Source organism: Rhizobium sp. NZLR10, assembly GCF_019685125.1.
Classification (GTDB): domain Bacteria; phylum Pseudomonadota; class Alphaproteobacteria; order Rhizobiales; family Rhizobiaceae; genus Rhizobium.
The window spans coordinates 1-23007 of sequence record NZ_JABDWE010000027.1; the positions used below are offsets into that span (position 1 = coordinate 1).

At 60.5% G+C, this 23007-nt stretch carries 22 protein-coding genes; 7 read left to right on the forward strand and 15 right to left on the reverse strand.

Annotation, left to right across the window (positions count from 1 at the left end):
* Window positions 1-221: 221 nt before the first annotated feature.
* The 3 genes from HJB82_RS29500 to HJB82_RS29510 all read right to left on the reverse strand — a co-directional run bounded on the left by HJB82_RS29500 (window position 222) and on the right by HJB82_RS29510 (window position 1866).
* Window positions 222-503, reverse strand: a complete 282-nt coding sequence (locus HJB82_RS29500) for a hypothetical protein (RefSeq protein WP_207585272.1) — start codon at window positions 501-503, stop codon at window positions 222-224.
* A gap of 174 nt (window positions 504-677) precedes the next feature.
* A complete protein-coding gene (locus HJB82_RS29505) occupies window positions 678-1142 on the reverse strand; it encodes an NUDIX domain-containing protein (RefSeq protein ID WP_221142255.1) in 465 nt (154 codons plus the stop codon).
* Between the two features lie 325 nt (window positions 1143-1467).
* Window positions 1468-1866: a RidA family protein gene (locus tag HJB82_RS29510; RefSeq protein ID WP_221117730.1), complete on the reverse strand. Its 399-nt coding sequence runs from the start codon at window positions 1864-1866 to the stop codon at window positions 1468-1470.
* A gap of 156 nt (window positions 1867-2022) precedes the next feature.
* Between HJB82_RS29510 and HJB82_RS29515 the strand changes: the two genes are divergently transcribed.
* A complete protein-coding gene (locus HJB82_RS29515; protein ID WP_221131920.1) occupies window positions 2023-2616 on the forward strand; it encodes a TetR/AcrR family transcriptional regulator in 594 nt (197 codons plus the stop codon).
* A 14-nt stretch (window positions 2617-2630) separates the two neighbouring features.
* Here HJB82_RS29515 and HJB82_RS29520 read toward each other — a convergent pair whose 3' ends face one another.
* From HJB82_RS29520 to ligD, 8 genes are all read right to left on the reverse strand, one after another.
* Window positions 2631-3311, reverse strand: a complete 681-nt coding sequence (locus HJB82_RS29520; protein ID WP_221142256.1) for a redoxin domain-containing protein — start codon at window positions 3309-3311, stop codon at window positions 2631-2633.
* 125 nt (window positions 3312-3436) lie between these two features.
* The gene (locus tag HJB82_RS29525; protein WP_221117732.1) at window positions 3437-4336 is read right to left on the reverse strand and encodes a carbohydrate ABC transporter permease; all 900 of its coding nucleotides are present in this window, start codon (window positions 4334-4336) and stop codon (window positions 3437-3439) included.
* Window positions 4337-4359: 23 nt separating this feature from the next.
* Window positions 4360-5292 (reverse strand): carbohydrate ABC transporter permease, encoded by a 933-nt coding sequence (locus tag HJB82_RS29530; protein WP_207585277.1) that lies wholly within the window; start codon window positions 5290-5292, stop codon window positions 4360-4362.
* 117 nt (window positions 5293-5409) lie between these two features.
* Window positions 5410-6714: an ABC transporter substrate-binding protein gene (locus HJB82_RS29535; RefSeq protein ID WP_221117733.1), complete on the reverse strand. Its 1305-nt coding sequence runs from the start codon at window positions 6712-6714 to the stop codon at window positions 5410-5412.
* 145 nt (window positions 6715-6859) lie between these two features.
* Window positions 6860-7927, reverse strand: a complete 1068-nt coding sequence (locus tag HJB82_RS29540) for an ABC transporter ATP-binding protein (RefSeq protein WP_207585279.1) — start codon at window positions 7925-7927, stop codon at window positions 6860-6862.
* 77 nt (window positions 7928-8004) lie between these two features.
* A complete protein-coding gene (gene denD, locus HJB82_RS29545) occupies window positions 8005-8997 on the reverse strand; it encodes a D-erythronate dehydrogenase (protein WP_207585280.1) in 993 nt (330 codons plus the stop codon).
* Between the two features lie 50 nt (window positions 8998-9047).
* A complete protein-coding gene (locus tag HJB82_RS29550) occupies window positions 9048-9776 on the reverse strand; it encodes a FadR/GntR family transcriptional regulator (protein WP_207585633.1) in 729 nt (242 codons plus the stop codon).
* Window positions 9777-9971: 195 nt separating this feature from the next.
* Window positions 9972-12617, reverse strand: coding sequence for a DNA ligase D (gene ligD / locus HJB82_RS29555; protein ID WP_221142257.1), 2646 nt, complete (start codon window positions 12615-12617; stop codon window positions 9972-9974).
* A gap of 293 nt (window positions 12618-12910) precedes the next feature.
* Here ligD and HJB82_RS29560 point away from each other — a divergent pair, with 293 nt between their 5' ends.
* Window positions 12911-14677: an SLC13 family permease gene (locus tag HJB82_RS29560; RefSeq protein ID WP_221117735.1), complete on the forward strand. Its 1767-nt coding sequence runs from the start codon at window positions 12911-12913 to the stop codon at window positions 14675-14677.
* A 64-nt stretch (window positions 14678-14741) separates the two neighbouring features.
* On the opposite strand, the gene HJB82_RS29565 is transcribed toward HJB82_RS29560, so the two are convergent.
* A complete protein-coding gene (locus tag HJB82_RS29565; protein ID WP_207585283.1) occupies window positions 14742-14981 on the reverse strand; it encodes a hypothetical protein in 240 nt (79 codons plus the stop codon).
* Window positions 14982-15119: 138 nt separating this feature from the next.
* On the opposite strand from HJB82_RS29565, the gene HJB82_RS29570 reads away from it, so the two are divergent.
* Complete coding sequence (locus HJB82_RS29570) at window positions 15120-15605, forward strand: DMT family transporter (protein WP_221142258.1); 486 nt, start codon at window positions 15120-15122, stop codon at window positions 15603-15605.
* Window positions 15602-16042, forward strand: a complete 441-nt coding sequence (locus HJB82_RS29575; protein WP_207585285.1) for a DMT family transporter — start codon at window positions 15602-15604, stop codon at window positions 16040-16042. The genes HJB82_RS29570 and HJB82_RS29575 overlap by 4 nt, the downstream gene beginning before the upstream one ends.
* Before the next feature lie 66 nt (window positions 16043-16108).
* Here the strand turns inward: HJB82_RS29575 and HJB82_RS29580 are convergent, their stop codons facing one another.
* From HJB82_RS29580 to yghX, 3 genes are all read right to left on the reverse strand, one after another.
* Window positions 16109-16333 carry a hypothetical protein gene (locus HJB82_RS29580; protein ID WP_207585286.1) on the reverse strand — a complete coding sequence of 75 codons (225 nt, stop codon included), beginning with the start codon at window positions 16331-16333 and terminating at the stop codon, window positions 16109-16111.
* Between the two features lie 401 nt (window positions 16334-16734).
* Entirely contained in the window at window positions 16735-18495 is a 1761-nt protein-coding gene (locus HJB82_RS29585) for an MOSC and FAD-binding oxidoreductase domain-containing protein (RefSeq protein WP_221142259.1), read from the reverse strand.
* A 322-nt stretch (window positions 18496-18817) separates the two neighbouring features.
* Complete coding sequence (gene yghX, locus HJB82_RS29590) at window positions 18818-19705, reverse strand: YghX family hydrolase (RefSeq protein WP_221142260.1); 888 nt, start codon at window positions 19703-19705, stop codon at window positions 18818-18820.
* A gap of 329 nt (window positions 19706-20034) precedes the next feature.
* Between yghX and HJB82_RS29595 the strand changes: the two genes are divergently transcribed.
* The 3 genes from HJB82_RS29595 to HJB82_RS29605 are packed head-to-tail and all read left to right on the forward strand — an operon-like array spanning window position 20035 to window position 22944.
* Window positions 20035-21192 (forward strand): Gfo/Idh/MocA family protein, encoded by a 1158-nt coding sequence (locus HJB82_RS29595; protein ID WP_221142261.1) that lies wholly within the window; start codon window positions 20035-20037, stop codon window positions 21190-21192.
* Between the two features lie 13 nt (window positions 21193-21205).
* Complete coding sequence (locus tag HJB82_RS29600) at window positions 21206-22090, forward strand: carbohydrate ABC transporter permease (protein WP_221142262.1); 885 nt, start codon at window positions 21206-21208, stop codon at window positions 22088-22090.
* Window positions 22087-22944, forward strand: a complete 858-nt coding sequence (locus tag HJB82_RS29605) for a carbohydrate ABC transporter permease (protein WP_221142263.1) — start codon at window positions 22087-22089, stop codon at window positions 22942-22944. The genes HJB82_RS29600 and HJB82_RS29605 overlap by 4 nt, the downstream gene beginning before the upstream one ends.
* Window positions 22945-23007 lie beyond the last annotated feature (63 nt).

The following is a 23007-nucleotide window of genomic DNA, read 5'->3' on the forward strand; positions in this document are numbered from 1 at the left end:
AATAAGCCGATATGGCCAGAAAACCCGCCTCAATCGGCCAAAATCCCACCGCACGACAGCCAGTCTGTAAAAAAATCAGACCCACAGCAAGCAACTGCGCCAACGCAGAGCGAATTTCAGCAGCCTGCTAGAGCCTTTCCTGGTTAGATTGAAGCATTCTGTTGGCTCAAACGGATTCGGATGGTCGACCGGCCGGCGCGCGTCGTAGCCAAGCGCTACGGCTAGTGGACCATTCCGCCTGGTTTCGTCCTGTTGGAAAATTGGTGGACGAGCATGATACCCTGCTCCAGGAGCAATTCGGCCGCCCGCAGATCGCGGGGCGCAAGCTTCCCCGATAGTCCCCGGATCGTATTGGCGATGCAGATGGAGTTGGCGACGAAGCGGGCGTCGCCCTCCCCTCCTGCCTCCTCAGCGGTTGCCTCAAGGGCGTCGGCGACGGTGTCGAGCAGGCTCGACCGTTCGACAAGCGTCATGTCGTTCAGGGTTTTCGAAATCTCGTTCATGATTGTCTCCTCGCGCGTGCCCAAGCCGGGTCGGAGCGCCGATTTTCTCGATTTGAGTCAGAGGGCTTTGACTGTCAGATGGAGATGGACGTCTGTAGAAACAACTCATAGCTGCTGCGCGCTTCACGCATGCGTGCGGCGAGCGGGGTGGCTCAATTCATCATTTCCCACCGATCATTCCTGATGCTTCAGGAGGTCGGCAAGCATCGGGCGCTGGCCTTTCAAAAGCTTTGTTCCCGCGTCGCCTAGGGAAAACCAACCCGCGCGGTCAACCTCCGGAAAGCTCTTTAGCTGGCCCGATTTCGGGGGCCATTCTATTTGAAATTCAGAGCTCCGTATGGCGTTCACGTCCAATGCCGGATTGGCTTCGATCGCCCACGCGACGACGATCTTGCCGCCAGGCTGCCGGTATTCGCCCAGCGGTGTGACTATGCCGTCGACTGCAACACCCAGTTCTTCGGCAGTCTCCCTCATTGCCGCCGCCAGTTCATCCTCTTCCGGCTCGACCAATCCCTTCGGGATCGACCAGGCAGCCTCGTCTTTCCCAGCCCAGAAGGGACCGCCTGGATGGACGAGGAGAACTTCGAGGTCATTGGACACGCGCCGATAAATCAGAAGTCCGGCGCTGCGGATTGCCATCGCGTTGTGCCCTTCCTGCTTTCATCATGAGGCCAGACATTCCTCGCAGATGCCGCAGCCGTCGTCGTCCATCCATCGACACCGGCGTTTACAGCAAAGGCAAATACGGCCATCGGACTGGTCTTTTGTGTCTTCCGGAGGAATGATCTCGATCGTCGTATCGAATTGAGTGTCAGCCACAAGTTCCACCATCTCGTCGCTCCATCAGTCTATTGGACATGAGATAGGAGCGACTCCCGATGTCGGCAAGTTCTCGACCAGCGGCGCAATGAAAGTTGCGCGCTTTCACCTTGAGGGCGTCCCGTGCCGCCGGAACCTGGCGATATCAGTTGCTTGCCGGAATACGGGCGATGACCTTTATCTCGAAGTCGAAGCCGGCGAGCCAGTTGACGCCGAGTGCGGTCCAATTCGGATAGGGCGGCTTGCTGAAAATCTGTTGTTTGACGGCCATGATGGTTGCGAACTGGTTTTCAGGATCCGTGTGGAAGGTGGTGACATCGACGATATCATCGACCGTGCAGCCGGCTGCGCTGAGCGTGGCCTTCAGGTTTTCAAAGGCCAGCCGGACCTGGCGTTCGAAATCGGGTTCGGCTGTTCCATCCGAACGGCTGCCGACCTGTCCGGACACGAACAGCAGATCACCGGATCGGATCGCGGCCGAATAGCCGTGCTGCTCGTAAAGAGCGTGCCTGTCGGCAGGAAAGATTGCTTCGCGTTCAGTCATTCTGGTCTCTCTTTCTTGTTGGCAACGACCGATCAGCGCGGCGTAACGCTTCACAGGCTCGCGCACTATTTGATATACGGTACGTATGTGTGATATCTCGCATACGCAGCGTATGTCAATCCTATATACGTTACGTATGTGAATTTGAGGGGTCGGATGGCGAAAACACGCAGCGAAACGATGCAGGAAAACCGCGCCAAGTTGATCGCGGCCGCGCGAAAGGCTTTTGCGGAAAAGGGGTACTCCGCCGCATCGATGGACGAACTGACCGCTGACGCCGGCCTGACACGGGGCGCGCTTTACCACAATTTTGGAGACAAGCGCGGGCTGCTGGCAGCGGTTGTCGATCAGATCGACATGGAAATGGCGGCGCGCGCCAAAGAGATCGGGGCTCTGGCGGGTAACGATTGGCGGGGCCTGCTCGCCGAGGGTGCGGCCTATATCCAGATGGCGCTCAATCCGGAAGTCCAACGCATCGTTCTGCTCGACGGACCTGCGGTGTTAGGCGATCCCTCGCAATGGCCGAGCCAGAACACTTGTCTGCAGGTGACCAAAAGCAACGTGGAGCGGCTGATCGCACGGGGCGTCCTCAAGCCGCTTGACGCAGAGGCGACGGCCCGGCTGCTGAGCGGCGCGGCTCTCAATGCTGCTCTCTGGATTGCTGCCAGCGAAAATCCGCAAAACGTGCTGCCGAAAGCGGTCGACGCCTTTCATGCCTTGGCGGCAGGTCTGCTTTTGCAGCGTTTGTGATCGTTCGCTGCAGGTCAGCGTGCAAGGCTGCCGGCGGCGGCGATGATCTCCGCCGCGGTCGGGAAGATGGAGAGGCTGTTCGGTCCGTCGAGCGCCTCGATTCGTGCCCAGCCGACGGTGCCGTTCGCATTGACCATGAAGTGCCCGACGAGTTGGGTAGCGTGATTCGCGAAGATCGCATGATCGGCTTCCGTAAGCTCGAAGCGGTCCTTGGCGTTGAGTATGGCGTTGGCTTCCATCGGGTGCCGCGGTTCCGGCAGTTCGCCGGTAGGGTTGATGCGTGCCGCCTGGAACTGCGCCATCCTCGCGCTATAGGGCCATTCGGGCTGCTCGCCACTCCCATCGGGCAGGAACCCGGCATGCGGCACACCGTAGGCCCGATGCGTGCGGCAGTCCGGGTCACATAGAAGCGTTACCGGCGTCGGCCGGTGGCGGAAATACAGGCGGGCACGTTCCACCGGCGTGTTGATAACGGCCACGGTCTCCACCCCGGCGGCACGCAGGGTCGGCTCTACGCCGGCAAGCTGTTCCAGCTGACGCCGGCAGAACGGGCAGTGGAGCCCGCGAAAGAAGCCGATCAGGAACGGGCGACCGCTCAAGTCGGCGAAAGAGACTGTTCCGTCGAAGTTGGCCGTGGCTAGTGCAAACCCGGGCGCGGCTTCTCCAGGTTGCAGCGGGCGTTTCTGGTCTCCCATGGAATAATTCCTTTATCGTATCGTCCAGATGGATGACCGACATTTAACTATACCACGTGTCGCAAGAAGGCCCAGTGCTCGACATTGAGACCGCCGAATGTGGTTCGGCATCCCATTTGCCGCTGTCACTCCTTCACCGCCCCGGTCATCGAGGACACGTAATAATCCACGAAGAACGAGTAGAGGATGACCACCGGGAGTGAGCCGAACAGGGCTCCCGCCATCAGCGCCCCCCATTCGAAGACATCGCCGCGCACCAGTTCGGTCAGCACGCCGACGGGAATAGTTTTATTCTCCGAGGACTGAATGAACGTAAGAGCATAGATGAATTCGTTCCAGGACAGTGTGAAGGCGAAGATCCCGGCCGAAATCAGCCCCGGCACGGCGAGCGGCAGGATGATCTTGGTGAGAATCTGCCACCGGTTGGCGCCGTCCACGAGCGCGCTTTCCTCCAGCTCGAAAGGGATCGAGCGGAAATAACCCATCAGCAGCCAGGTGCAGAAGGGAATGAGGAAGGTCGGATAGGTGAAGATCAGCGCCAGCCGGGAGTCGTAGATCCCGAGCTTGAAGACGATGAAGGCAAGCGGGATGAAGAGGATCGAGGGCGGCACGAGATAGGCGAGGAAGATCACCAGGCCGACCGAACGCGAACCGGTGAAGCGGACGCGCTCGATGGCATAGGCGCCCAAGACCGAAGCCACAAGCGAGAGAAAGGTGGAGCAGACCGCCACCAGCATCGTGTTCCACAGCCAGCCCGGATAGGATGTCTCGAGGAACAGGTATTTGATGTGCGCGAGCGTCGGTCCCACCACCCAGAACGGGCTGTAATTGTTGTAGTCGGTCAGCTGGTCGTTGGGTTTCACCGCGGTGACCGCCATCCAGTAGAACGGGAAGAGCAGGACGAAGACGAAGACGGCCATCGGCAGGTAGAGCATCACGATCCGCCGCGGCAGGCGGTTCAGATAGCTCATGCCTTCTGCGTTGTCGGTCACGACCTGATCGGCGGTGGTTAAATTTGTCGACATCGTCACTCTCCTAATCCTTGGCCTTAATCCTGGCCGCCCTGCTGCCATTTGCGCCGTTGCAGGCCGAAGAAGCTGAACATGATCGCGCCGAGCAGGAAGGGCACCATTGCAACCGCGATCGCCGCACCCTCGCCAAGCTGGCCGCCGGGAATGCCGCGCTGGAACGAGAGTGTCGCCATCAGATGCGTCGCGTTGACAGGGCCGCCCTTGGTCAACACGTAGATCAGCTGGAAATCGGTGAAGGTGAAAAGCACCGAGAAGGTCATCACGACGGCGATGATCGGCGTCAGCATCGGCAGCGTCACATAGCGGAAACGCTGCCAACTCGTGGCGCCGTCGAGGGAGGCTGCCTCCTGCAGCGAGGCTGGGATCGTCTGCAGCCCGGCAAGCAGCGAGATCGCCACGAAGGGAATGCCGCGCCAGACATTGGCGACGATGACGGATATGCGCGCATTGATCGGGTCGCCGAGGAAGTTGATCGGTCCGCTGATCAGCCCCAGCTTCATCAGCGACCAGGAGATGATCGAGAACTGCGCATCGTAGATCCACCAGAAGGCCAGCGCCGACAGCACCGTCGGCACCACCCAAGGAAGCAGGACTATGGCCCGGAAAAAGGATTTGTAGGGCAGGTGCTGGTTGAGCAGCATCGCCAGCCAGAGGCCGAGCGCGAATTTCAGCACCGAGGCGACGGAGGTATAGAGGATGGTGTTGAAGACCGACAGCCAGAAGACCGAGTCGTCCATCAGGAACTGGTAGTTTTCCAGCCCGATGAAGACGCCGTCGCGGCCGATCCTGGTATCGGTGAAGCCGAGCCAGACGCCGAGCCCCAGCGGGTAGGTAAGAAAGCAGACAAGGAACACTGCCGCCGGCAGCATGAACAGGAAGCCGAGCACATTGTTGTTCTGCAGGAGCGAAGAGACCGGCCCACGTCTATCCCTCGAATTTGCCATCGACATTGCTTATCTCCAGATCGCGTTTGAACTCCCGGAGGAGGCTGCGGCATGCCGAAGGCCGGCACCCCGCTTGCTTTAGGAATAGTCAGAGCATGATGGCATCATGCTCCGACGCGCGGGTCAGACGCGATAGTAGCGGTTTGCCCGGCGTTCAGCTTCCTTCATCGCATCTTCCGGCGACATCTGACCGGTGACGGCGGCGGCATACATGTCGACCAGAACATAGTCGGCCATGGTCGCTGCTGAGGCATAGCCGAGCGGGCCGGCATAGCCGTTCGGGCGCAGCTTCTCCGAGGCGCGCGCATAGGGCGCGTGCACCGGATCGGCGGTCCAGATCGGGTTCTTGGCGAAGGCCTTGAGCGGCTGGCAGCAATAGGCGCTGGAGCCCTGGATCCAGGCATTCATCTGATCGGCTTCCATCATGAACTTGATGTAGGCCTTGGCCGCTTCTGGATATTTGGTGTGCTTGAAGAGAAGCAGCGAGCTCGTCTGGCAAAGTTCGACGCTCTTGCCGACAGGTCCGATCGGGAAGTTCGTCGTGCGGATGTCCTTGGCGATCTCGGCGAGCTTCGGGTCGTTCTTGGCGGTGTAATAGACCGAGACGCCGTTGGCGATCAGCGAGACCTGGCCGGCCAGGAAGGCGCGGTTGTTGTTGACGTCCTGCCAGCTCTCCGTGCCCGGAATGAAGGTCGCGTAGAGCTCCTTGGCATAGTTGATCGAAGCCAGCGTCTCGGGGCTGTTGATCGTTACCTTGCCGCCTTCGTCAACCATCATGCCGTTATGGCTCCACAGCAGCCAGTGGGCGTAGTTGTTGCCGTCGCCGACGGCCTTGCCATGCGGGAAGCCGGCCGGTGTGCCCTTTGCCTTCATGGCCTTGCAGAGTTCGAGGAAGCCTGCGGTATCGTTCGGGAATTCGTTGAAACCGGCGGCCTTGACGTGGCTGTCGCGATAGACGACGGCGTTGCCGATCGCCGTCAGCGGCATGGCGATGAAGGTGTCGCCGCGGGTCGCATAACCCTTAACACCGTCGTACCAGCCCTCATATTTATTGCCGAGATAATTGCCGAGTTCGGTGAGATCGACCAGCTTGTCCGGATACTGATGCGCGTCGTCGAACCAGCACATGATGAGATCGGGGCCGGAGCCGACATTGGCGGCAACGGCGGCCTTCGGACGGATGTCCTCCCAGCTTTCCTTGTCGATGCGCACTTCGACGCCGGTCGCTTCGGTAAACTTCTTGGTGTTGGCGATCCAGGCCTCCTCGTCGCCCTTGACGAAGGGTGTCCAGCGCAGCAGACGAAGGCTGGCACCGCTTTCCGGCGTGTAGCTCGGTTCGGCCTGGGCGAGAGATGGCCGAATGCCGAGGCCGGCGGCGCCGGCGACGGCAGCCGAGGCGGCAAGAAAGTCACGTCTTTTGATCCTCATGAGATTCCTCCTCATCAAAACGCGGGTGCGAACTCCCCGGCGCTCACCTCCCGCTTGGTGAACGACGGTCCTTGCATCCCTGAGAGGGGATGCGACCAACCTGCTGGCTGCGAGAGCTCCTCCGCCCCGCCGCTGCCGGACGGCGTCAGTCGGTTAATCTGCGGCCGCTCTCGGCATCGAAGAGATGAACATGCGCGGCGTCGATCGCAACGCGCAGAATTTCGCCCGGCCGCGCGTTGACGCGTTCGCGGAAGACGCAGCTGACATCGCTGCCGCCGAGCTTGAGGGTGAGATGGGTCTCATAGCCGGTCGGCTCGATCACCACGATTTCGCCGGGCAGGCCATTGGCGTCGAGCAAGATGTATTCCGGGCGAAGTCCGTAGACGAGGTCGCGGCCGATGGCGCCGGCCGGCGGATGGGCGACCGGCAGCGTCGTGCCGTCGGATGCCCTGAATTGCGTCGGGTTTTCCGGATCGAGCCTGCCCTTGATCATATTCATCGCCGGCGAGCCGATGAAGCCGCCGACGAAGAGATTGGCCGGCGTGTCGTAAAGCTCGAGCGGCGTGCCGATCTGCTCGACGACACCGTCATGCATGACGACGATCTTGTCGGCCATGGTCATCGCCTCGATCTGGTCGTGGGTGACGTAGACGGTAGTGGTTTTCAGTCGCTGATGCAGCTCCTTGATTTCGGCGCGCATGGCGACGCGCAGCTTGGCATCGAGGTTGGACAGCGGTTCATCGAACAGGAAGACCTCCGGATCGCGCACGATCGCCCGGCCCATGGCGACACGCTGGCGCTGGCCGCCGGAAAGCTGGCGCGGATAACGGTCGAGCAATTTGTCGAGACCGAGGATGCCGGCGGCGTATTTCACCCGCTTCTCGGCCTCGGCCTTCGGCGCCTTGTTCAGCATCAGCGAGAAGCCCATGTTCTGCTCCACCGTCATATGCGGATAGAGCGCATAGTTCTGAAACACCATGGCGATGTCGCGGTCCTTCGGCGGCAACGTGTTGACCACGCGCCCGCCGATCTTGATCTCGCCGCCGGAAATGTTCTCAAGTCCCGCCAGCATCCGCAGCAGCGTGGATTTACCACAACCCGACGGGCCGACCAGGATCACGAACTCACCATCGGCGATGTCGATATCGACGCCTTTGATGACCGGAAATGCCCCGAATGATTTCCGCACATCCGCGAATTGAACGCCTGCCATACTCACTCCTCCCAGAAATCGAGCGCTACATGCTGTGTCTTCGTCTTGTCGTTATAATGAGGCTCCCGCCCCTCTCCTCAATCTCCTCGCGACGCACCCGGAGCGTCTTCGGCGAGGTAGACCTCGATCAGCTCGTCGACGCTGGTTTCGGCGGTGAAACCCAGTTGCGTCGCACGATCAGGCGCAAAGGATTTCGGCCATCCGGCGACGATCGCTTCAATGACCTCGTCGCGGCGACGGTCGATCAACTCAACCGCCTCGGGGCCGGCAACCCGGCGCAACGCGGCAATCTGGTCGGCAACGGTGGCTGCAACCCCCGGCATGGTCAGCGTGCGCCGCGCACCCAGCGACGATGTGTCGAGCGTCGCGGCGTGGATCAGAAATTTGACGGCGGAACGTGGGCTTGCCAGCCAGTGCTTGACCGTTTCCTCCACGGGAAGAACAGCCCGCTGGCCGGCGAGCGGTTCCCGCAGAATTCCGGAAAAGAAGCCGGATGCGGCGGCATTCGGGGCACCCGGCCGGATCACGATGGTCGGCAATCGAATTCCCACGCCGTCGATGAAGCCGCGCCGCGAATAGTCGGCGAGCAACAGCTCCGATATCGCCTTCTGCACGCCGTAGCTGGTGAGAGGCGCCTGGACGTAATCGTCGGGGATCGGATCGGGAAACGGCGAGCCATAGACCGCAATCGACGAGGAGAAGACGAACCGGGGAACATAGGCTTGCCGGCTTCCTTCACGACGGATCGCTTCCAACAAAGCTCGCGTGCCATCGAGATTGACCCGGTAGCCCAGTTCGAAATCGCGCTCGGCCTCGCCGGAAACGATCGCGGCGAGATGAAAGATCACGTCGGCCCGGCGAGCCGCCAGGGCTTCCGCGGCATCGCCTGCGGAAATATCGGCGGCTAGGGCTTCCACCGACGCAACGACGCCGGCTGGCACAGGCGGAGGGGCGATATCGGCGAGCGTCATGCGGGTGATCGTATCGGCGCCGAGGAAACCGCTGCGCGCCAAGCTGGCAGCGAGCTTCCGGCCGATCATGCCTCCCGCCCCGATAATGAGAATATGCATCGTATTCCCCCTGTCTTCGACTTCTGTCTCTCCTGCTCTTCGCCTGCGGCCTAGGCTAGGAGCAGCTTGGTTGTCGTATAAATGCGGGTTTCGTGGAGCGCGAAGGCCGCGCATGCGGCGTCCGGATCCCCAGTCTCCAAACCGGCGAGGATCAACCGGTGATCGGCGATGCTGGTGGCGATCGTCCCGGGCTGCGATACAACGCGCCTTCGGTGGCTGAGAAGGTAGGAATAGAGGTCGGCGGCCATGTCAGCCAGCACCGCGTTGCCGCTGGAGCGATAGATGGCGGTGTGAAATTCCCGGTCACAGATCAAGAAGCGAACAGGATCGTCACAGGCGGCTTCCTGTGCTGCGATCGACTGGCGGAGATAATCAAGCGTTGAAGGTTCCATCCTGACCGCGGCAGCCCTGACGACCTGCGCTTCGATCAGCAGCCGCGCCTCATGAACATTGTCGAGACTGTAGGCCGCAATGTCGCGATAGCGCGCCGCCTGAACAGCCAATTCGCCGACATCTTCAGACGCCACCACCGTGCGCGTTCCCTGCGCAACCGAGAGAATTCCATGCGTGGAAAGGATCAGGATCGCCCCGCGGACGGTCTCGCGGCTGACCGAGAGCGCGGCAGCCAGTTCACGTTCGCTCGGAAGCGGGTCACCTGTCTTGAGGATGCCGGTGGCGATGAAGGTCGCAATCTTCTGGACGACGAAGTCTTTCATCGACTTCTTCGGCGCTCCACCAAGCGTCGCAACGTCGTCTTCGAGCATGGCTCGAACATCCATCGCCATGCCCTCCCCCTGAGGTCTGCTGGTCCGATAAGTGGGCCAGTAGACCTCGAGGGCAAAGGATTGTCAACGCTTGATGTCCACGATCCACTCCGCTGTAATTTGGAGCGGTTTTGCGAAGGGCAATATCGGCCCTCAGAGAAAATTCATTCCGATAGGGACAGCTGACCACGGGCGGACTGTTATTCGCGTTCAGGCCGCGTTCGAGACTTTGCCAAGGCGTTTGATTGCCTGCTCCAGCGGGCGCTGGCCGTCGCAGTAATCCTCCCAGGCTGACGATTTCGACAGCAGTGCCGGCACGGTGCGGATGGTGAAGCGTTTGGGGTCCAGATCCGATTTGACCTGGCTCCAGGTCAGCGGCATCGAGACGGTTGCGCCCGGGCGCGCACGGGGCGATAAAGGTGCCACGGCCGTCGCCATCCGGTCATTGCGGAGATAGTCGAGGAAGATGCGGCCGTTCCTCAGGCTCTTCGTCATCTTGATCAGATAAAGTTCCGGATGGTCGCGCGCCATCTGCTGGCAGACGTCGTGCGCGAAGCTCTTCGCTTCTGCCCAGGAAAGCGGCTTGCGCTTGTTGATCGCAAGCGGCGTGACGACGTGCAGGCCCTTGCCGCCGGTCGTCTTGCAAAAGCTGATCAGACCCAGCGCGTCGAGACGATCGCACATTTCGCGGGCGGCGGAAACGACTGTGGAGAACGGCACGTCGGGGCCGGGGTCGAGGTCGAACACCAGCCGGCCGGGCACCTCCGGCTTATGCGGTTCGCAATTCCAGGGATGCAGCTCGACAGCGCCGATCTGCGCGACGGCAGCCAGACCCTCGACCCGGTCGATCTGCAGATAGGGCTTTTTGTCACCGAAGACCTTGACCAGTTCGAGAAGGTTCGAGGTGCCGGGCATCGCATGGCGCTGGAAAAACTGCTCGCCGCCAACCCCGTCGGGCGTTCGGATGATCGAACAGGGGCGACCCTTGATGTGCTCGATCATCCAGGTGCCGACGGCTTCATAATATTGGGCCAGATCCTCCTTGGTCACGGCTTTGCCATCATTGGCATCCGGCCACAGCGACTTGTCGGGATTGGAGATCAGTACGCCCATCACCTCGGCCTTGGCGCCTTTGCGGCGGATGGGTCTGGTCTTCGCCGCCACCGCGGGCTCCGGCACTTCAGTTTGTGCGGGCTTCGCCGGCCGTTCGGCCTTGACTTCCCTGGCCGGCTTGTCCTCGCGCAGACCCTTGAAGGCGGCCTGGCGGGCCTGACCGTCGGCGGTCCAGCCTGCGAATTCGATTTCGGCGACGAGTTCCGGCTTCAACCAGGTGACCTCGGCCTCCCTTTTCGGCGCGCCGATCCCGGTAAAGGGCGATTTTGCCGTCTCGAGCGCCTTCAGCTTCGGAAGCAGCGTTTCCACCTTTTTCGCGCCATAGCCCGTGCCGACGCGGCCGACATAGACGAAGTGGTCGCCGCGATAGACGCCGACCAGCAGGGATCGGAATTTGCCATTGGTCTTGGCATAGGCGCCGATCACCACTTCGTGGCCGGCGCGGCATTTCGATTTCGCCCAGCTTTCGGTTCGGCCCGATTGATAGGGTGCATCGCCCTGTTTGGAGACGATGCCTTCCAGTGAGAGCTTGCAGGCAGAGCGAAGGACCGCATCGCCGTCGGTCTCGAAATGTTCGACGAAACGCAGGCGGGGATCACTGCCGGCATCCGACAGAAAGCTTCGAAGCCGCGCCTTGCGCTCGATGAGAGGCAGAGATCTCAAATCCTCGCCACCCTCATAAAGAAGATCGAAGGCGAAATAGACGAGATCGCCGGCCCTGCCCTCCGAAATGGCTGCCTGTAGGGCTGCGAAATCCGGTGCGCCATGGTCGTCGAGCGCGCAGATCTCGCCGTCGATGATGGCATCAGGCAGCACCGATGCCGCCTCGGCGATCTGTGGGTATTTGCCGGTCCAATCCAGGCCTTTCCTCGTCTTCAGCGTCACCTCGCCCTCGAGCGTGCGCATCTGGATGCGGTAGCCGTCAAACTTGATCTCGTGAATCCAGCCGGTGCCGGCCGGCGGCCGCTCCAGGGCCTGGCAAAGTTGCGGCTCAATGAAGTCTGGAAGGTCGACCCTTGCTGCCGTCTTGGGCTTCCTGTCGGCTCGGGCGTCCTCTTTTCGCTCTTCGGCGGCCAGCCCGTGATTGCTGTCCCAGACTGCATTCGCTTGAACATCACCACCCTTGATCATGAATGGCTTTGGCTTGCGGCCTTTGCCGGCCGCGATCATATCCATCGCTCGGCCGGAGGCGACCGAGGTGTCGTTCTCTTCCAGGATCGCTGCGCCATTCTCATCGACCGAGAATTCGTCGTGGTGCTTGATTAACAGCCAGTTGGCTCGCTTGCCGCGATCGCGGTCATTACGCATGCGCACCAGCACGAAGCTTCCGTGCAGCCTTTCGCCTTCCAGGGTGAATTTGAAGTCACCCTTGGCGAGCGCCTGCTCCGGACTTTTCTTTCCCTCCGGCTCCCAATAGCCGCGGTCCCACAACATCACCGTGCCGCCGCCATACTGCCCTTTCGGGATCGTGCCTTCGAAATCGCCATAATCGAGCGGGTGATCCTCGACCTCGACAGCCAGCCGCTTGTCGTGCGGATCGAGCGATGGGCCCTTGGTGACCGCCCATGATTTGAAGACGCCGTCGAGTTCGAGCCGCAGGTCGTAATGCAGCCGGGTGGCATCATGTTTCTGGATGATGAAGCGACGGCGATTGCTGCGCGCGCTCTGCTTATCGCCGCTCGGCTCCGTCGTCTTTTGAAAGTCGCGCTTCGATCGATATGTCGAGAGGTTGTCACTGGCCATGGTCGTTCCCCAAACAGCATATCCGAGCATGGAATGCCGGCTGGCGGCTGGAAGTTCCATGGTGGCCTGCTCTTGCTGAATATTGGCAACACGCGCGTCTATTCCAAGCCTCACCGCATCGCGAACGTGGCCTTCGATACTTCGAATGACGGCCAGGCGTGCCGACCGGGCCGAACAAACCGGCACCCACCGATTGTCGGCCACAGGAAGCGGCGAGGCGATGAAAAAAATTCGCCGTCGCGTCGTATCGTTCTCATGCCTCAAACGTTAATTGCTACCACCGGGATGCAAACATGCGCGTTGACCAATGGCTTTCCCTTCTCATCATCGCGCTCATGATGGGCGCCTTCGTATGGGGTCGTTATCGATACGATATCGTCGCCGTGAGTTCGCTGCTCGTTGCCATCATTGCCGGCATCGTGCCTGCCAAAGCTGCCTTTTCCGGTTTTGCCGATGACATTGTTATCATCGTTGGCAGCGCGCTCATCGTCAGTGCGGCGATATCCAGATCGGGGATCATGGATGTCGCGTTGCGCCGATTTTCTCCCGAAAGACGCGGGCCGCGGATGCAGCTGATCATTTTGGTTGCCATTGTCGCCGCCCTGTCAGCTTTCGTCAAAAATATCGGGGCGCTGGCAATCATGATCCCGGTTGCCGTGCAAATGGCGCGGAAATCACGCGTATCGCCGTCGATGTTCCTGATGCCGATGTCTTTCGCCTCTCTGCTCGGAGGGCTTATGACGCAGATCGGCACATCACCGAATATCATCGTTTCCCGGGTGCGTGAGGAAATCACCGGGCAGCCGTTCACGATGTTCGACTATACGCCCGTCGGCCTGGCGCTCGCGGTCACCGGCGTTGTCTTTCTGGGGCTGTTCTACAAGCTGCTTCCGGAAAGAACCCGGGCAGAAACCTCGATGGATGAGGCGGTGGCGATCAAAAACTACACGACCGAGGCCAAGGTCGTCACGCCGTCGGCGGCGATTGGCCGGTCCGTCAGCTGGCTGCAGAAGCCCGCCGGCGGCGATGCGATGGTGACCGCAATTATCGGTGGCAGCGGCCAAAGACGAACGCCGCTTCCCGACACAGTGCTCAAGGATGGCGACCGTCTTATCATCGAGGGCGAGCAGAGCGCTCTCGACAAGATCGTCAGTGAAGCCAGGCTTCAACTGTCCGATCGTAAACACGAGCCGGAGACACGCCAGGACATCAGTTCCGTTGAAGCCATCGTCGGCGAACATTCCCGTTTGATCGGCGTCAGCGCAAAAGACGTCTCTCTCTTCCACAATACCGGCCTCAACCTTCTTGCCGTCAGCCGCCGGGACAGGCGCTTCACCGAGCGTCTGGGCGAGATCAAGATCCGCAACGGCGACGTCGTGGTCTTGCAGGGCGACTTGCAGAAGCTGCCGGATCTTTTACGCGAATGGGGATGTTTGCCGCTGGTCGTACGGGATTTGAAGCTCGGCAACGCCCGCAACGGCATGATCCCCGTCATCATCCTCTTGGCCACCATGGGGGCGACAGCCTTCGGCGGCATTCCTGTCGCGACAGCATTTTTTGCCGCCGCCTTTCTGATGGTGGTCACCGGATCTATTCCCTTGCGCGAAGTCTATCATCATCTTGATGCGCCCATTTTGATCATGCTGGCCGCTCTCATCCCGATCAGTGACTCGCTGAGAACCACGGGAACCACCGACATCATCGCGGACCTCCTGTCGCGGATCGCCGAGATGCTCCCGCCGTTCGGCGCTCTGGCTCTGATCCTGGTTGCGGCCATGGCCGTGACCCCATTTTTGAACAACGCAGCAACTGTTCTGGTCATGGCGCCGATCGCCGCGACTTTTGCCGCCAAGCTGGGCTTTCGGCCCGATGCTTTTCTGATGGCGGTGGCCATTGGTGCCGGCTGTGATTTCCTCACGCCCATCGGGCATCAGTGCAATACGCTGGTTATGGGGCCGGGCGGATATCGATTTGGCGACTATGCGAGATTGGGCCTGCCGCTCTCGCTCATTGTCGTGCTGGTCAGTGTGCCCGCCCTGCTGGCGGTCTGGCCGATGTGAGCCGGCGGGGTCGGCCTACTCCGCGAGGCAATTCAGGCTGGGCCATCGGCGCAGCCTTGGTGCGTTATTTCCACTGCGTCGCGTCGGCGGCAGCGCAGCCATATGGCGGCAGGGAACCGGCAAAGGTGATTTTCAGCTTGGCGCAGCCCCAGCTGTTGATCGGACCGGGCATGGAATTGTTGAGGGTGATGCCGATTTCGTCATAGGGGCTATCGGTGTTGGAGATATAGCGATACCAGCGGAAACCGGTAAAAACGACGAGAGCAAGAGCGATCGTCAGCAGCAGGCGAACTAATTTTTTCACGATATTTCCTTATATGCAAAGGTCGCCGTTTAGCACTCCCATGTCGATGCTGATAGCTCCGGCCAGGTGCAAGACGCGCGTTCGGTAATGGCAGTTTGAAAAATATCCGGCGCAATCGATTCTTTGACGGGATCTGCAATGACCATCGAAGCAGCACGTAATTCGCATCCCATCTACTTCATCGGAGCTTTTGCGACGGGTGGGCTCTTAACGTTCATGGTGCATCTCAACGGTGAGTTGGCACGGGTCGGCAATCCCATGTTCTCATCTTGGACCGCTCACGGCACAGGCATGGTCGCCGCCGTCATTCTTCTTTTAGCGCTCAACCGCCGCCGCGCTCCGATGGTGGGTAAAACCGACAGAGCGCCCTTATGGGCCTATCTCGGTGGTGTATCCGGGGCCGCAACGGTTATTCTGACCTCGACCGCGGTCAACTCGCCGCTCGGGCTCTCCGGCACCTTGGCTTTGGGTTTGGCAGGCCAGGTCGCCTTCAGCCTGGCGGCCGACAGTTGGGGTCTATTCGGACTGCCCAAGCGGCGCCCGGACATGCGGGACATCGCCGCGCTCGGCCTGGTCGTCACCGGCGGCGCACTCATTATCCTGCTTGGGCGAGGTGCGGCGTGACAGTGTTCGTTCTCCTGGCTTGCCTCGGCGGCGTGCTCGTCGGCCTCAGTCGTCAGCTCAATGGGCGGTTGAGCATATCCACAACGCCGCTGATCGCATCCTTCTGGAATCACGCCGTAGGCTTTGCGGTTCTTACATGCCTTGGTCTCGTTGTCGGAGGCCTGCTTCCAGCTGAAGCCGCCGAGGCGCCTTGGTATGTCTTTTTGGGTGGTCCGATCGGCGTCGTTTTCGTGGCGGCAGGCAGCTGGGCGATTGCTCGGATAGGCGCGGTCAATGCGGCTCTGCTGATCATTGGCGGCCAGATGGTAACGGGGGTGGCGTTTGATTATCTGCGCGCCGTGCCGACGTCGTTCTGGGCGAACGCCACCGGAATTGTTCTCATCGTCGGCGGAATGATGGTCAGCCGGCGGCGACGCAAAGCCGGCGGCTCGCAATAGCTGTGCGCGTCGAACAGCACGGCAACCCCTGTCGGAGTTGTCGGAGGCAGTGGATATTCTCGGAGTTTAACGGCTGGTTCGTTCGTCCAAGGTGGAAAGAGCGTCCTGCAGTCTCAGCGCCGCAAGTGCCCTCGTTGCCTCATCCGGAGACCATCCCGCTTCCAGTGCCGCGGATAGAACCAGCGATTCCGTTTGGAGCTCGAGCTTCTCATAAAGCGGCTCGATGGCTTCGCGCGCGGTGACGACGTGCTGGTCAGGTGGGGTGATGGGTGTCGCAGCAACCGTAGGCATGAATGCTCCTCCTTTTGAACGCTAAGGTTCGAAACCCAATGACAGGCATCCTTGTTCCGTGCACATCGCATTTTGGCCTGATCATCGATGACAGAACGTATTCTGCAATCCCGACGGTCGATACTTCGTCGTCTGAAGCCGTCTCCAGCGTCGAGCGAAAACCTTCGCTCGATGAAAGCCAGCGGGCAGGCTACCGCATAATTGCTTAAATCGGAAGCGACTTGAGGATTGTGCCGCGATTCAAGCTGTTGCAGCGCTCTTTGCGCGTCATGAAGAGGCGAGGAAGCCTTCCGTATCCTCCGCCACGAATGTTCGTTCGCCTTTGGGCAGCATCGCATCGCCATGCTTGCAAGGTAGGGACAATCAGGCATCCGCCAGAAAGACCACTAAGAATCCTGCCTCTACAAATCGATCACGATGTCGCCCTTAGGCTTCGAGCAGCAGATCAGCACGTTGCCGTCTGCCGGCGCATCGACCGGGTCGGGCCAGTAGTCGACGCTCCCTGCTACAAGCCCGGTCTCGCAGGTGTGACAGACGCCGGTTCGGCACGACCATCGCACCGGCACGTCGCAGACCTCCGCCAGTTCGAGCAGGCTCTGGAATGTCGGCTCCCAGCGCACATTAAGACCGGTGCGCGCAAACGACACCAGCGGCCCCGAGCCTGGAGACCCCGCCGGTGAATGTGGTGGACGAGGCGGCGAAGCAGACATTCCGGGGGTTATCGACGGACCGGCGCCGAACATCTCGCTGTGGATGCGATCCGGGGCGATGCCCAGGGCTATCAGTCCGACGGTCAGATCGCTCATGAATGTCGAGGGTCCGCAGATATAGACATCACAATCGCGCGGCAGGTCGAGTGCTCTTAGCGACTGCACATCCAGACGGCCGTAAGCGTCGAAATCCAGCTTCGGCCGATCCTCGGGGTCGGGCAAACTGTAGCGAATGTGGCTGCGATGGTGAGCAAGCGTCCCGAGCAGCCCGCGCGCCTCCTCGGCAAACGGATGTTCGCGGCCGTTGCGGGTAGCGTATAACCACCAGACTTGCCGGGTCGACGCTTCGGCCGCCAGAACGTGAAGCATCGCCAGCACCGGTGTCACGCCGATACCCGCACTCAAGAGAACTATTGGCGAGGCGCCCGGCCGCAACGTGAAACTGCCGCGTGCGGCGCTTGCCTGCACGATGTCTCCAATCTGCAGTTCGTCATCGATGTAACAGCCGGCAAGGCCATGGGGCTCCCGCTTGACGCTGACGCGATAATGGCTGGCGCTGGGCTCGCCTGACAGCGAATAGCTACGCATCATCGCCGGCGCAGAAGCTGGCCCGAACCGCAGCACCACGAACTGCCCAGGCAGTGCCGCGGTAACGGGTTGGCCATCCGTCGGTTCGAGCAGGAGGGAGGTCACGTTGCCGCTTTCCCGCACCTTGCGCGACACACGCATAGGGCGGAAACCGCGCCATGCCGGCGGCGGGCCGGATGCGGCGGCGAGCCCGGCATTTCCCGTCGTTGCCCCCTCCTCCCGCCTCTGCTTGAGCAGCGCCTCGAATGAACCACGCCAGCCGGCGCTCAGCGCCGGGATGCGCAGCGCGCGCTCCAACTGGTCACGAGGATGGCCGGGCATGTAAAGCAGCGCGTTGATCGCAAAAATGCTCATGCCTTCGGGGCCGGACGCAACCTTCGTGATCTCGTCGCCTGCCCGCACGTCTCCTTCTTCGAGCACACGCAAATAGAAGCCGGGACGGCCATGTTTGACCAGCAACGCGGCCATCTGCGGCTCGTCCATGCGTATACCAAGCCGGTAGCAAGTGACGCGCGGCTGCGTCACCTCGAACAGCGCGGCGCCGATCCGATAACGGTCTCCAATGCAGACTTCTGCGTCAGGCAAACCATCGATGGTAAAATTCTCTCCGAACTGCCCGTAGACAAAGTCGTCGCGGCGCAACTGCTCCTGCCAGTACCGGTAGGAATCGATCTGATAGACAAAGACCGCACGGCCTTCACCGCCATGGCCGGCGAGGTCGGCTTGTCCATCGCCGTCCACGTTCAACCGCCGCACCATGCGCGGGCCATCGACCGGCGTTTTCCAAATGGCGGTGTTGACGATCTTGCCTTGCCAAGTGATGTCGCGCGGCAGGCCCACATTGACGGAAAGCAAGCGTACCATGACATTTCTCCCGAATGATCATCACCGCAATTTCGAGATCGATAGAGGATGGCTGCATGATGAGCCCGTCTCTTCGCGAGGGTGCTCCAGTGACGTCCTCCGGTGGCTCTCGCGATCATAGGCTTGCCCATAGAACCACAGAAGGGCTTTTCGATCGATCATACCATGGTGTCCCCGCCGGGGTCCCTTCCAGTCCGCGAGCCCGCGCGGGTCGAACCGCAGAGCAATCTAGATGTGAACGGAAATCATAGGGTTGTCGCAGGACCGCCCCAGGCGGCGGGGAATGGCTCCCCGCCGCAGCATCGTTCAAGCCACTGCCTCCTCAGGCTAGGTATTTCGTAAACCAGTCGACCGTGCGCTGCCAGGCGAGCTTGGCGGCTGCTTCGTCGTAGCGCGGCGTGGTGTCGTTGTGGAAGCCGTGATTGACGTCGGGATAGACATAGGCTTCGTAGATTTTTTGCGAGGATTTCAGCGCAGCTTCATAGGCCGGCCAGCCTTCGTTGATGCCCTTGTCCAGCCCGGCATAATGGAGAAGCAAGGGGGCCTTGATCTTCGGCACGTCCTCGGCGCGCGGCTGTCTGCCGTAAAAGGGCACGGCTGCGGCAAGTTCGGGATAGGCGACCGCCGCAGCATTGGCGACGCCGCCGCCGTAGCAGAAGCCGGTGATGCCGACCTTGCCGGTGGTGAGGTCGCTCTTCATCAGAAATTCGACCGCCGCGAAGAAGTCGTTCATCAGCTTTTCCGGGTCGACCCTCTGCTGCAGGTCACGCCCCTTTTCGTCGTTGCCGGGATAACCTCCGACCGAAGTGAGTCCATCAGGCGCCAGTGCGATGAAACCCGCCTTTGCCACGCGTCGCGCCACATCCTCGATATAGGGGTTCAGGCCTCTGTTTTCGTGAACGACCACCACGGCCGCTACTTTGCCGGCGGCGTTTTTAGGGCGCACGAGATAACCGCGGACATCTCCATTTCCTTTCGGCGACGGATAGGTGATGTATTCGGCCACGATGTCGGGATCGGTGAACTCGACCTGGGTCGCCAGCGCATAGTCGGGGCTCAGCGACGAAAGAATGGCGGCTGCGGTGAGCCCGCCGACCGCAAATTTGCCGGCCCGGTCGAGAAATTCGCGCTTGGTAATCTTCCCGTGCGCGTAATAATCGTAGAGTTCGAGAAGTTCCTGAGGGAAATCCTTGGCTGTCATGCGGGTCATGATGGCTCCTCCTTGCCTTCGGGTCTCGTGCCATCCTACACACGTAAACTCACGTGTCTTTTCAACATTTCGCGAGTCCCGCGTGTGGTTGTCGGGACGATCGCCGCCTGGGCAAAATACGATGAATTCGCCGCCGCTGCTTCAAGCTGTGCGCGCTATTCCATTCGGCAATCCGCGTCCGGCCGGTTGAAGCCAACAATCGGCAGCCGCCTACCGATCTATGAAAATTAATTTCATGCCCGCGCTTTGAGGCCCGTTTTCTATTGACGCCTCTCGATTTTTGTCCCAACTTAAAGAAAATAAATTACTTAATTGGGAACTTGATCGGCATGAAAGTGGGAATCATCGGGCTAGGATTCCGGCTCGGCTATCTCGGATATGTGTTCAAAGCGATCGATAGCAGCTTCGACATTGTCGGCTATGTGGATCCGGAACCCGCCGGACTTCCCGGATTGACGGAAAAGGGAGTCTCGGTCGGCAAGGCCTATGCTTCGCCGGAGGAGCTGCTGGCTTCCGAAAAGCTCGATCTGCTGATGATCGGCTCCCCCAATCACCTGCATCTCGATCATATCAGGCTCGGACTGCAAGCCGGTCTCAAAGTCTTCTGTGAAAAGCCGATCGTTACGACGATCGCTGAAAGCATCGAGCTTGCCCATCTGATGGCGAAATTCGGCCATGAGCGACTGATGGTCGGCCTCGTGCTGCGTTATTCTCCACTCTATAAGGATCTGCGCGCCATCCAGGCCGAGGGCACACTCGGCCAGATCGTGTCGATCGAAGCCTCCGAACATATCGAGCCCTATCACGGCGCCTTCTTCATGCGCGACTGGCGCCGCTATGAGCGCTATTCCGGCAGCTTCATGCTGGAGAAATGCTGCCACGACCTCGACCTTTATAATGGCGTCGTCGGCGCGCGGCCCGAGCGCGTTGCAAGTTTCGGCGGCCGCAAGAGCTTCATTCCGGCCAACGACCCGGCGCGCGAGGGCATCAACGACCTCGAGCTTTTCCACCGCAAGCCGAGCGGCTGGATGGGAACGGACAAGGTCTTCGACAGCGATGCCGATATCATCGACTATCAGGTGGCGATCGTCGAATATGAAAATGGCGTCGGCATGAACTTCCACACCAATCTGAACGTGCCCGACCAGTTCCGCCGTTTCGCCATCATGGGCTCGCGCGGCATGGCCGAAGGCGATTTCGTCCGAGGTTATCTCGACGTGCACGAACAGCTGACCGGCAACAGGATCGTCGAAAACAAATATGCCGCTACCGAGCTCTCCCAGCATTACGGCGCCGACGAACAGATGGCGAGCGATCTGCTGGAAAGCGTGCGCACCGGGCTCGAACTTCCCGTTTCCACGCTGAATGCGCTTGAGGCCGGCATTCTCGCTTTGGCGATGGACGAAGCAAGGATGAAGAAAACGGTCGTCGACCTGCGTCCCGTCTGGGATCGCTTCGACGAAGCCCTTCACGCAAGAGCGGCTTGAGGAGGGCGGCAGGATGAGTGTTCAACGAAGCACCTTCATCTTCGCCTGCATCCTGCTTCTTCCGGCCGTGCTCTATGTTCTCGCCATCGTCGCCTATCCCCTCGTCGACACGTTCATTCTCTCCTTCACCGATGCGTCGCTCCGAAAGACCACCAACTGGGTCGGCTGGGTCAATTACGAGAAGATCTTCAACGCCACGTTTGCGACGGTCATCTTCCGCACCTTCATCTGGACCTTCTTTTCGGTCGCGCTGAAAATGGTGATCGGCACCTTCGGTGCGACCATGCTCAATGCCGCGGTGCCCGGCCGCTCGCTGTTCCGGCTTTTGACCATGCCGCCCTGGATCGTGCCGATGGCGATCGGCATCTTCATGTGGGGCTGGATGTATAACGGCCAGTTCGGGATGATATCGGGCGTTTTGCAGCGCCTCGGTCTGGTCGACGGTCCGGTCGCCTTCCTCGCCTATGGAAGCACCGCCTTCTGGGCGACGATCATCACCGACGTGTGGATCGGCGTGCCGCTGGTGACGATCTACTTCCTGGCGGCGATCCAGTCTATTCCGAAGGATCTCTATGAGGCTGCCTGGACCGACGGCGCCGGCCGCTGGTACCGCTTCCGCCGCATCACCCTGCCGCTGATGGTGCCCGCCATCATCACCATGTCGATGCTGTCGCTGATCGCCACCTTCAATTCCTTCGATATCATCTGGATCCTGACGCAGGGCGGCCCGAGCGGCGAGACGACGACGATGATCATCGACACCTATCAGACCGCGATCGGCTCGAAGAAATACGGTGAGGGGGCGGCGCGCGCCGTTTTGATCTGCATCTTCCTATCGCTCTTCTGCTTTGCCTATTTCCGCGTCACCCGCCGCCTCAACCCGGAGAAGCGCGCATGAGCAGCCCCGCCATGATCGACCGTTACCGCTGGTGGGAAATCATCCTGATCTATTGCGGCATCGCCCTGTTTCTGTTCTTCGTGCTGGCGCCTTTCTTCGAAGGTTTCATGGTGTCGCTCAAGCCGCTCAGCCAGCTCTTCTCCTCGCCCTACCGCTTCTGGCCGGAGAACGGTTCGTTCGAAGCCTACCGGACGATGTGGGTCAGCGTTCCCGGTTTCGGGCGCTATATCTTCAACTCGTTCTTCATCTCGATCATCGTCACGCTGGTCGTGCTCTGCCTCGTCATTCCGGCGGCCTATGCCTTCGCCAAGTTCGAATTCAAGGGCATGGGGATCCTGCTCGGCGCCTTCCTGACGGTGAACATGTTCTCCGGCGCCGTGCTGTTGATCCCGCTCTTCCGGCTGATGCGCAGCATGGGCGTGCTCAACACCTATCTCGCCATGATCGTGCCCGGTGTCGCCTTCCTGATTCCCTCGGCAATCTGGCTGCTGCGCACCTATATGATCCGCATCCCGCAGGAGCTCAACGAAGCGGCCTATATGGATGGCGCCAGCCATTTCTACACGCTTCGCCGCGTCATCCTGCCGATTGCGATGCCGGGCATCATCGTCGTCGCCATCACCACCTTCATCGGCGCTTACGCCCAGCAATTCATCTTCGCGCTGACCTTCAACTCGAAGACCGAATACATGCCCTTGCCGGTGGGTCTCTTTGCTTACTTCGGCAAGCAGGAGGTCATCTGGAACGAACTGATGGCGGCCTCCTTCGTCGGCATCGCGCCGGCGATGGTCGTCATCTTCTTCCTTCAGCGCTACCTTGTCGGCGGGCTGACCGCCGGTGCGGTGAAACAATAAGACCAAAAAACGAGTGAACAGCTAACACAAGAACGGGAGTCACGACGTGAGCATAACAATCAA

Bases quoted from the DNA above. Each gene is read 5' to 3' on its own strand.
- HJB82_RS29505 (WP_221142255.1), bottom strand. From the start codon at position 1,142: ATGGCAATCCGCAGCGCCGGACTTCTGATTTATCGGCGCGTGTCCAAT.
- HJB82_RS29530 (WP_207585277.1), bottom strand. From the start codon at position 5,292: ATGTCGATGGCAAATTCGAGGGATAGACGTGGGCCGGTCTCTTCGCTC.
- HJB82_RS29570 (WP_221142258.1), top strand. From the start codon at position 15,120: ATGACCATCGAAGCAGCACGTAATTCGCATCCCATCTACTTCATCGGA.
- HJB82_RS29560 (WP_221117735.1), top strand. From the start codon at position 12,911: ATGCGCGTTGACCAATGGCTTTCCCTTCTCATCATCGCGCTCATGATG.
- HJB82_RS29580 (WP_207585286.1), bottom strand. From the start codon at position 16,333: ATGCCTACGGTTGCTGCGACACCCATCACCCCACCTGACCAGCACGTC.
- HJB82_RS29535 (WP_221117733.1), bottom strand. From the start codon at position 6,714: ATGAGGATCAAAAGACGTGACTTTCTTGCCGCCTCGGCTGCCGTCGCC.
- HJB82_RS29595 (WP_221142261.1), top strand. From the start codon at position 20,035: ATGAAAGTGGGAATCATCGGGCTAGGATTCCGGCTCGGCTATCTCGGA.
- yghX (WP_221142260.1), bottom strand. From the start codon at position 19,705: ATGACCCGCATGACAGCCAAGGATTTCCCTCAGGAACTTCTCGAACTC.
- denD (WP_207585280.1), bottom strand. From the start codon at position 8,997: ATGCATATTCTCATTATCGGGGCGGGAGGCATGATCGGCCGGAAGCTC.
- HJB82_RS29600 (WP_221142262.1), top strand. From the start codon at position 21,206: ATGAGTGTTCAACGAAGCACCTTCATCTTCGCCTGCATCCTGCTTCTT.
- HJB82_RS29520 (WP_221142256.1), bottom strand. From the start codon at position 3,311: ATGGGAGACCAGAAACGCCCGCTGCAACCTGGAGAAGCCGCGCCCGGG.
- HJB82_RS29500 (WP_207585272.1), bottom strand. From the start codon at position 503: ATGAACGAGATTTCGAAAACCCTGAACGACATGACGCTTGTCGAACGG.
- HJB82_RS29540 (WP_207585279.1), bottom strand. From the start codon at position 7,927: ATGGCAGGCGTTCAATTCGCGGATGTGCGGAAATCATTCGGGGCATTT.
- HJB82_RS29585 (WP_221142259.1), bottom strand. From the start codon at position 18,495: ATGGTACGCTTGCTTTCCGTCAATGTGGGCCTGCCGCGCGACATCACT.
- HJB82_RS29525 (WP_221117732.1), bottom strand. From the start codon at position 4,336: ATGTCGACAAATTTAACCACCGCCGATCAGGTCGTGACCGACAACGCA.
- HJB82_RS29515 (WP_221131920.1), top strand. From the start codon at position 2,023: ATGGCGAAAACACGCAGCGAAACGATGCAGGAAAACCGCGCCAAGTTG.
- HJB82_RS29605 (WP_221142263.1), top strand. From the start codon at position 22,087: ATGAGCAGCCCCGCCATGATCGACCGTTACCGCTGGTGGGAAATCATC.
- HJB82_RS29550 (WP_207585633.1), bottom strand. From the start codon at position 9,776: ATGGATGTTCGAGCCATGCTCGAAGACGACGTTGCGACGCTTGGTGGA.
- HJB82_RS29510 (WP_221117730.1), bottom strand. From the start codon at position 1,866: ATGACTGAACGCGAAGCAATCTTTCCTGCCGACAGGCACGCTCTTTAC.
- ligD (WP_221142257.1), bottom strand. From the start codon at position 12,617: ATGGCCAGTGACAACCTCTCGACATATCGATCGAAGCGCGACTTTCAA.